At 35.7% G+C, this 9,023-nt stretch carries 8 protein-coding genes; 7 read left to right on the top strand and 1 reads right to left on the bottom strand.

Annotated features, from left to right (window positions below):
- From ACY651_RS16665 to ACY651_RS16650, 4 genes are all read left to right on the top strand, one after another.
- Positions 1–868 (top strand): M16 family metallopeptidase (locus ACY651_RS16665; protein ID WP_462254624.1); only part of this gene is annotated, 868 nt, incomplete at its 5' end.
- An 18-nt stretch (positions 869–886) separates the two neighbouring features.
- Positions 887–2,167: a M16 family metallopeptidase gene (locus ACY651_RS16660; RefSeq protein ID WP_462254623.1), complete on the top strand. Its 1,281-nt coding sequence runs from the start codon at positions 887–889 to the stop codon at positions 2,165–2,167.
- A 65-nt stretch (positions 2,168–2,232) separates the two neighbouring features.
- Entirely contained in the window at positions 2,233–2,601 is a 369-nt protein-coding gene (locus tag ACY651_RS16655) for a phage holin family protein (RefSeq protein ID WP_462254622.1), read from the top strand.
- A gap of 56 nt (positions 2,602–2,657) precedes the next feature.
- Positions 2,658–3,359, top strand: coding sequence for a phytanoyl-CoA dioxygenase family protein (locus tag ACY651_RS16650; RefSeq protein WP_462254625.1), 702 nt, complete (start codon positions 2,658–2,660; stop codon positions 3,357–3,359).
- Between the two features lie 42 nt (positions 3,360–3,401).
- On the opposite strand, the gene ACY651_RS16645 is transcribed toward ACY651_RS16650, so the two are convergent.
- Entirely contained in the window at positions 3,402–4,556 is a 1,155-nt protein-coding gene (locus tag ACY651_RS16645; protein ID WP_462254621.1) for a vWA domain-containing protein, read from the bottom strand.
- A gap of 267 nt (positions 4,557–4,823) precedes the next feature.
- Here ACY651_RS16645 and ACY651_RS16640 point away from each other — a divergent pair, with 267 nt between their 5' ends.
- From ACY651_RS16640 to ACY651_RS16630, 3 genes are all read left to right on the top strand, one after another.
- Positions 4,824–6,872 carry an alpha-ketoacid dehydrogenase subunit alpha/beta gene (locus ACY651_RS16640; RefSeq protein WP_462254620.1) on the top strand — a complete coding sequence of 683 codons (2,049 nt, stop codon included), beginning with the start codon at positions 4,824–4,826 and terminating at the stop codon, positions 6,870–6,872.
- 50 nt (positions 6,873–6,922) lie between these two features.
- Positions 6,923–7,342, top strand: a complete 420-nt coding sequence (locus ACY651_RS16635; protein WP_462254619.1) for a PepSY-like domain-containing protein — start codon at positions 6,923–6,925, stop codon at positions 7,340–7,342.
- Between the two features lie 318 nt (positions 7,343–7,660).
- Positions 7,661–9,019, top strand: a complete 1,359-nt coding sequence (locus ACY651_RS16630; RefSeq protein ID WP_462254618.1) for a DUF418 domain-containing protein — start codon at positions 7,661–7,663, stop codon at positions 9,017–9,019.
- Positions 9,020–9,023 lie beyond the last annotated feature (4 nt).

Below are 9,023 nucleotides of genomic sequence, written 5' to 3'. Positions count from 1 at the left end.
AAGCGAAGAGTTTAAAGAACATTATATAAACAAACCTTATGGCGATGTATGGCATAAAATGCTGGAGCTTGCCTACACCACTCACCCATACCGCTGGATGACTATTGGAAAAGAATTAAGCCATATTGAAAATGCCACATTAGAAGATGTAAAGGCTTTCTTTTTTAAACACTATACTCCTAACAATGCTATTTTAACTGTTGCCGGAAATATTAGTGTTGAGAAAGTAAAAGAACTTGCCGAAAAATGGTTTGCTCCAATTCCGGCAGGAGAAAAATATGTACGCAATCTTCCGCAGGAGCCTAAGCAAACAGTACCGAAAACGTTAGAGGTAAAAGCCAATGTTCCCTTAGATGCGTTATACAAGTGCTGGCATATTTATCCCCGTACCGATAAGCGATATTATACTGCAGATTTGATAGGAGAAATTTTAGGAGGCGGTGCTTCATCAAGGCTATTTCAATCGCTTATAAAAGAAAAAAAACTATTCAGCAATATTGATTGTTCTCACACTCAAAGTACCGATGCCGGCCTGTTAATTATTGAAGGCAAATTAGTAAAAGGAGTAAATATTAAAGATGCAGAGAAGGCAATAGATGAAGAAATAAAAAAAATTCAGCTATCAGGTATAACCGATAAGGAGTTAGAAAAAGTAAAAAATAAAACCGAAAGTATGATGGCTTTTGAAGACATGAGCGTAATGAACCGTGCCGCAAGCATTGCTATGTATGAACTGTTGGGAGATGCTGATTTAATTAATAAAGAATTAGAAAGATACCAGGCAGTAACTGTAGAACAAGTATTGCAGGAATGTAAAATTATTTTTGATGAAAATAATTGCAATACGTTGTATTACCTGGCCAATTAAAAAAGACTAAAATTAAAAATGTTAGATAGAAAAATAGCTCCACCCATAAAAGATGCAATAGAATTTAATTTGCATTTAAAACCTTATACTTTTTTTACTTTAGATAATGGTGTACCTGTGTACACCATTGATGCCGGTACGCAGGAAGTAATACAAATAGAATTTGTTTTTTATGCCGGCAACAGTTTTGAAAAACAAAAAAATGCAGCAGGTGCGACAAATTTTTTATTAAAAAACGGCACCAGTACAAAAACTGCTTTTGAAATAAATGAAGCTTTTGATTATTACGGCGCCTATTGCAGCAGGGCATGCTATAACGAAACTGCAGTGGTAAACTTATCTTCTCTTAATAAACATTTAGATAAATTATTGCCGGTAGTAAAAGAAATGATTACTGATGCTGTGTTTTTAGAAGAAGAATTAAGTACCTACAAACAAAATACCAAACAGCGCCTTAGTGTAAGTTTAAAGAAATGCGACTTTGTGGCCAGCCGTTTAATAGATGCGTATGTGTATGGAGAAGATCATCCTTATGGAACGTACACTCATGCTGAAGATATTGATGCTTTGAATACCGCAGCGCTAAAAGAATTTTACAAACAATATTATGTAAACGGGCAATGCATAATTTTTGTAAGTGGTAAATTACCCGCCAATTTAAAAGAACAGCTGAATAATAATTTTGGAAGTTTAAGTTTAAAAACTTTCAACCATCAACTTTCAACCATCAACACTGCCCCTGCAGCACAAAAAAAATACCGCATAACAAATGATGCAGAAGGTGTGCAGGGTGCTATAAGAATTGCAAGAGATTTTCCTAACCGCCATCATCCTGATTTTATGAAGGTAATGGTGCTGAATACTTTATTTGGCGGCTACTTTGGCAGCAGGCTTATGAGTAATATAAGGGAAGATAAAGGGTACACATACGGCATACACAGTTATGTACAGAATCATTTGCAGCAAACTGCGTGGATGATAAGTACCGAGGCAGGTAAAGATGTAAGTGAAGCAACTATTGAAGAAGTTTATAAAGAAATGAAATTATTACAGGAAGAACTGGTGGATGAAGAAGAATTATTATTAGTAAGAAATTATTTAATTGGCACTATACTCGGCGACCTCGACGGGCCTTTTCAAATAATGGGCCGCTGGAAAAATTTAATTTTAAATAACCTGGATGAAATATATTTTTACGATTCGGTGCAAACTATAAAAACCATTTCGGCAGAAGAGTTAAGAGAGCTGGCAAAAAAATATTTAAATCCGGAAGATTTTTATGAACTAATTGTAATTTAGTATTTACAAACCTGTAAGGTTTCTAAAATCTTACAGGTTTAAAATAGGTTTAAACAAATGTTGCGATGCAAAAATGGTTAATTAAAATATTGGTGTGTGCTGTAAATGTTTTTATACTGGCGTATATTTTACCCGGTATAGAAATTAAAGATATGCTTACCGCATTACTGGTGGCTGTGGTATTGTCTTTATTAGATGCCATTGTAAAACCATTACTGGTATTGCTTACATTGCCCGCCACTATACTTACACTCGGTTTATTTTTATTTGTAATTAACGCCTGCATTATTTTAATAGATGCACATTTTGTAGGCGGATTTAAGGTTGATAATTTTTGGTACGCACTATTGTTTAGTGTACTGTTATCTTTCTTTAATTCTTTTGTACATAAAAGAGCTTTTCCAGAGGAAGAAAAAAAATCGACGGGGTATTAAAAATATTAAGAGTTGATAGATTATTTATGAACTGCTCATACATTACAAAATAAAAAATCGACAGCGAAGGTTTTGCTGTAATTGATGATGTTTTTTCTTACGAAGAAATCGACCACTTGCTTAAAATAATTTCAAACACAGATTCATCTAACCCATCTTTCCGTAAATCAAAAGATTTATTCGCTATAAGACAATTTTTTAAAGAAGTACCGGAAGCTTTACATATAACCTTCAGCAAAAAATTAACAGCCTTAATTTCAGAAATTTTTGGAGATAAATTTTTTATTGTAAAATCTATTTACTTTGATAAACCAAAAGCATCAAATTGGTTTGTATCCTGGCATCAGGATCTAACAATATCGGTAAATAAAAAAATTGAACTTGATGGTTTTTCCTTCTGGACAACTAAACAAAATCAATTTGCTGTTCAACCTCCTGTAAATATTTTGCAGGATAATTTTACCATGAGAATTCATCTCGATGATACTGATGAAGATAACGGAGCTTTAAAAATTATTCCTAAATCTCACCTTAAAAATATTTATCGCCCCGAAACAATTGATTGGTCAGTTGAAACTGAAAATATTTGCAATGTAAAAAAAGGAGGTCTTATGTTTATGAAACCTTTACTACTCCATTCCTCGGGTAGAACTTCAAATGGCAATAAGCGAAGGGTAATACATATTGAATGCAGCAGAAGCAAATTACCAAAAGGTTTGCATTGGGCAGAATTTTTTCCAATCAGAGCAAATAATTAAATTTTTTCTCAGCGTCCTCTGCTCCTCAGCGTGCCAATACCTTTACTCAATCTTCATATTAAACCGCCTTGCCTGTTCTTTAATAATTTTTTCCACTTCAGTTTCCAGCGTTGGCGAATTATTTTTTGCAGCAGCGCTCTTAGCTTTTTCTGTTGCTATATAAGCATCCCGTTGTGTATTAAGCGCTATTATTTCTTTTTGAATATTACTGCGCTCTTTACTTTTTTCATCAACCATTTTTTCAATTTCGGCAGCTGTTTTATTTTTTAAACTGTCGGGCAAACTCTTTTTATCCAATTTTGCAAAATCAAAACCTCCATTAGCTTTTGCATCTACCAAATCCCAGTGTGCATTTTGATAAACCTTACCATTACTTTTTGCTTTTATCCTTTTCATCCCTGCTTCTTTACTCATTGTGGTATTGGCAGCATCCATCGAACCTTGTTTGGCCTGGTAAGTAATACCTGCAATTCCATAAGTGATGTAAGTGCCATTCAATTTATTATTCATCACATAAATCATGCTGTCATAAGGCGTAGGTATTTCTTCTTCTCTTGCATTTTGATTAATGTTGGTATAACTTCCGTTGCCGCATTCTCCTGCTAAATTCCAGTGCTCTGCTATCCCCTGCATTTTATCGCCGCAATAAATGGTATTTACAATCACTCCTTTTTGTTTAGCTTCTTTGCAAGATTGTGTATATTGAATATTGCCCTGTAAAAAATCTTCGTTGCCTGCAATAAAAATTACTTTATAATTTTCCGGCGCCGCATCCCATTGCAGTTCTTTAAGTGAGCTGTAAATTACCTGGCCGCAATATTCATCGCCACCATTGGTTTTTAAGCTAAATAAATTTTGCGATAACGAATCCAGGTCGCTTATAAAACCATTTATCTTTTTTACATAACCCAGTTTTATATCATTGCTGCTTCTGCCATATTCGTACAACGCAATTTCAATTTGCGGGGCAATATCACCATTACATTTTGCTTTACCCATAGTACTCACCATATTCCACAGTTGCGCTTTGGCCTGCTCAATTAAGCCATCCATACTGCCGCTTACATCTAATAAAATGGCTGCCTGTATTTTAGGCTGCACCCGTTTTTTATAATCAGGCTTTTTATTTAAAGCCAGTAAACTTAATACACTTGCAATGGAAAATAAACCGAGGAAAATTTTAGCAGATAATTTCATAACCAATAGTTTTGGGTAAGATGCAGCAATAAACAGATTTGCACAAACAATTTTTGTTAAAAAAAAGAGAATAGCCACAGAGGCACAGAAACACGGAAAAATACAAATACAATCCTTTTTATCTCTGTGCTTCTGTGCCTCTGTGGCAATAATTTTTTGCCGCAGGCAAAACCTGTATTCATTCGTGAAAATTCGTGTAATCCGTGGCTAATCTTTTTGCCGCAGGCAAAACTTCTTTGTTTACTTTTGTGCTACTCAAACAACGATATGCAGTTCGATAAAAAAAATATTTCCTCTACAGAATTAATTCATTTTTATAAATCCATTCTTTTACCAAGAATGATAGAAGAAAAAATGTTGCTGTTATTGCGGCAGGGAAAAATTAGTAAATGGTTCAGTGGAATTGGGCAGGAAGCCATTTCAGTTGGTGCAACATTGGCTTTACAAGATGACGAATGGATAATGCCTTTGCACCGCAACCTCGGTGTGTTTACCACAAGAAAAATGCCGCTGAGTAAATTATACATGCAATGGCAGGGCAATAAAGAAGGTTACAGCAAAGGGCGGGAAAGAAGTTTTCATTTTGGAAGTAAAGAACATTATATCTGCGGCATGATCTCTCATTTAGGTCCGCAGTTGGCCATTGCCGATGGCGTGGCACTTGCACATAAATTAAGAAATGAAAGCAGGGTGTCCGTTGCTTTTAGTGGCGACGGTGGTACCAGCGAAGGCGATTTTCACGAAGCATTAAATACTGCAGCGGTTTGGGATTTACCTGTAATTTTTATTATAGAAAACAATGGTTACGGATTAAGTACTCCGGTGAATGAACAGTACCGTTGTTTTAGTTTGGTAGATAAAGCCAAAGGCTATGGTATGGAAGGCATACGCATTGATGGCAATAATTTATTAGAAGTATATGATACTGTAAAAGGGGTAAGAGACTATTGCCTGCAAAATCAAAAACCTTATTTAATTGAATGCACCACATTTAGAATGCGTGGGCACGAAGAAGCCAGCGGCGTAAAATATGTACCGCCGGAATTATTTGACCTGTGGGCAAAAAAAGATCCTGTAAAAAATTATGAAGCATATCTTTTAGAAAAAAATATTTTAACTGCAGAAGAAATTGAAAATATAAAAGCCGAAATAAAAGAACATATTGAGAGCGAATTAAAAATTGCCAGCACAGCAAAACCAATGGTGGTAAATATGGAGGAGGAAATCAATGATGTATATGCTGAAAATAAAAAGAGAACATGTAAAATTTTAGATACAGCTTCGCTTCAATCTTCTACATTTCCTCCCCCTTCGGGGTTCTCTGGTAAGAGAACGAACGAAGTTCAAGAGGGGGCTGACAAACGTTTTGTAGATGGCATAAAAGAAGGTCTTTATCAATCTATGCAAAAACACCCCAACTTAATTTTAATGGGGCAGGATATTGCAGAGTACGGCGGTGCTTTTAAAATAACTGAAGGTTTTGTAAATGAATTTGGTAAAGCAAGAGTGCGTAACACACCACTTTGCGAAAGTGCAATAGTTGGTGCCGCATTAGGTTTAAGTTTAGAAGGATTTAAAAGTATGATGGAAATGCAGTTTGCCGATTTTGCAACAGTGGGCTTTAACCAAATCATAAATAACCTTGCAAAAATTCATTACCGCTGGGGGCAAAATGCAGATGTGGTAATTCGTATGCCCACTGGCGGCGGCGTTGGTGCCGGGCCATTTCACAGCCAAAGCAACGAAGCATGGTTTGTACACACCCCCGGTTTAAAAGTAGTTTATCCCAGCACACCAATGGATGCAAAGGGTTTATTGATTGCTGCAATAAATGATCCTAACCCCGTTTTATATTTTGAACACAAAGCTTTGTACCGTAGTGTAAGCGGCCACGTACCACAGGAATATTACGAAGTAGAAATTGGTAAAGCAAGAACAGTGCAGCATGGCGATGACATTACCATAATCACATACGGCGCCGGCGTACATTGGGCAATGGATTATGCAGCAAAAAATAAAAACATCAGTATAGAAATTGTAGATTTAAGAACGCTGTTGCCTTTAGATTACGATGCTATAGAAGAAGCGGTTGCTGCTACAGGAAAAGTTTTGATACTGCACGAAGACACACTCACCGGCGGAATTGGCGGTGAAATTGCGGCATGGATCGCTGAAAATTGTTTTAGTTATTTAGATGCACCGCCAATGCGTTGCGCCAGTTTGGATACACCGATACCTTTTAATTTAGAGCTGGAGAAAAATTTTATGGCATACAGCAGGTTGGAGGAATGCGTAAATAAATTGATGAATTATTAAAAGAACAAACTAATTTATAACATTATTTAGTCAAACTAAAAATTTCAACAATGAAAAAATATTCTTTATTAGTGATAAGCCTGTTGATAATCACCTTATCAGGCTTTACCGTAAAAGTTCCTAAAGCAGTAAGCGATGCATTTGCAAAAAAATTTCCGGCAGCAATGGAAATAAAATGGGGTAAAGAAAATGCCAATGAATATGAAGCTGATTTTAAAATGAGCGGTAACAAAATGTCGGCTAATTTTTTAGCAGATGGCAGCTGGACAGAAACAGAAGCTACCATTGCAGTAAACGATTTACCTGCTATAGTTGTAGCTACTGTAAAAACAAAATATCCTGCACATACTATTGCGGGTGCCGGTAAAATTGAAAAAGCCAACGGCGAAATTTTATACGAAACCGAATTAAAAAAAGGCAGTAAAAAAATGGAAGTAATTTTAAATGCTGACGGCAGTATTGTAAAGTAAAAATTAAAATATTAATCGTATTAGTGAAAATTTTTATTGCTAACCGTCAATATTTTACTCAACACAATATTACCAGTAGTTACACCACGATCTTTATTTTAAAAAAATCTTTACATTAACTGGCAAACTGCCACCTAATTTATCAGCACTGCTAAATTTTTAAATTTCAATATTAAAAAATTTATTACAAATATTGGCAACATTTTATACCAATATTTTACCACTGTAGTTTATTTTAAAAGCACTTGCAATTTTAAAAATCAAAATATATCTTTACCCATCTTTCCATTTTTTATTCTCATTTAACACCTTAAACTAGTGAACACAACCAGTACAACTGTTTATGCAGCACCTGTATCCCAGCAGGAACGTATAACCATTCTCGATTCATTAAGAGGTATTGCCATTCTCGGTATTTTGTTAATGAACATTCCCGGCTTTGCATTGCCCGACCCTGTTATTGATGATCCATCTGTATTGGGCGAAAGCGGTGCAAATTTTAAAACCTGGTATTTTATTGATTGGTTTATGGAAGGCAGCCAGCGTGCCTTATTCTCTATGTTGTTTGGCGCAGGCATTATTTTATTTATAAGCAGGCAGGAAAAAAAGACAGATGGTTTATGGCCTGCAGATTATTTTTTTCGGCGCCAGTTATGGTTACTCGTATTTGGATTATTTAATGCATTTATTCTTTTATGGTTTTGGGATATTTTATTTCATTACGCCTGTATTGGTATGATTGCTTTTGCTTTCAGGCGCTTATCTGCCAAAGCACTAATTATTGTTGCGGTTATTTGTTTGCTGCTGCAAACCGCCAGGGATAATGTAGAAACTTACCGTGATAGAAAAATGATTTATAAAGGTGAAGCCATTGCAAAGCTGGATACCACTGTAACCAAACTTACCGATAAGCAAAAAGAAGATTTGGGTGCCATGACTGGGCTAAAAGAAAAAACAAGCAAGGAAAGCAAGGTAAAAAAAATGGAGAAAAATCTTAAAACTGTAAGGGGTAGTTACGGAGGTTTTTACCAATATCAAAGTGGCAGAAGTATGGAAGGAGAATTGTATTACACCTATTTTGGTTTGTGGGATATTTTGATATTTATGTTTTTAGGAATGGCATTTTTTAAAACTGGTATTTTAATGGGCACGGCGTCAATTAAAATTTATTGGGCATTATTTATCGGTGGCCTTGGGCTGGGCTTAACGCTTTCGTACTTCCGGCTGCAACCATTGATTGATTATAAATTTGATGGCTACAACATTAAAAGAAATGTTTTATTTGAGTGTTACGAAATATCACGAACATTAAGATCCGTTGGAATTTTTGGATTGATAATGCTGTTATATAAATCGGGTTGGTTTAAATGGTTGTTCGCACTGATGCGGCCTGTTGGTCAGATGGCTTTTACTAACTACCTGATGCAATCACTTCTTTGCGGGTTGTTTTTCTATGGCGTTGGTTTTGGAATGTTTGGCAAACTACAACGGTATGAGATATACTATGTAGTAGCAGCAACCTGGCTTCTGCAAATCATCTGGAGTCATATCTGGTTAAGATATTTCCGGTTTGGCCCACTGGAATGGCTTTGGCGGAGTTTGACGTATTGGAAGAGGCAGCCGATGAGGAAAACGACTATTCACACTACTCTTCCTGAGAAAACTGTTATTGTTTAAAATA

The sequence above is a fragment of the Ferruginibacter sp. genome, assembly GCF_031391665.1.
GTDB lineage: Bacteria > Bacteroidota > Bacteroidia > Chitinophagales > Chitinophagaceae > Ferruginibacter.
This window is presented reverse-complemented; position numbering and strand designations above follow the sequence as displayed.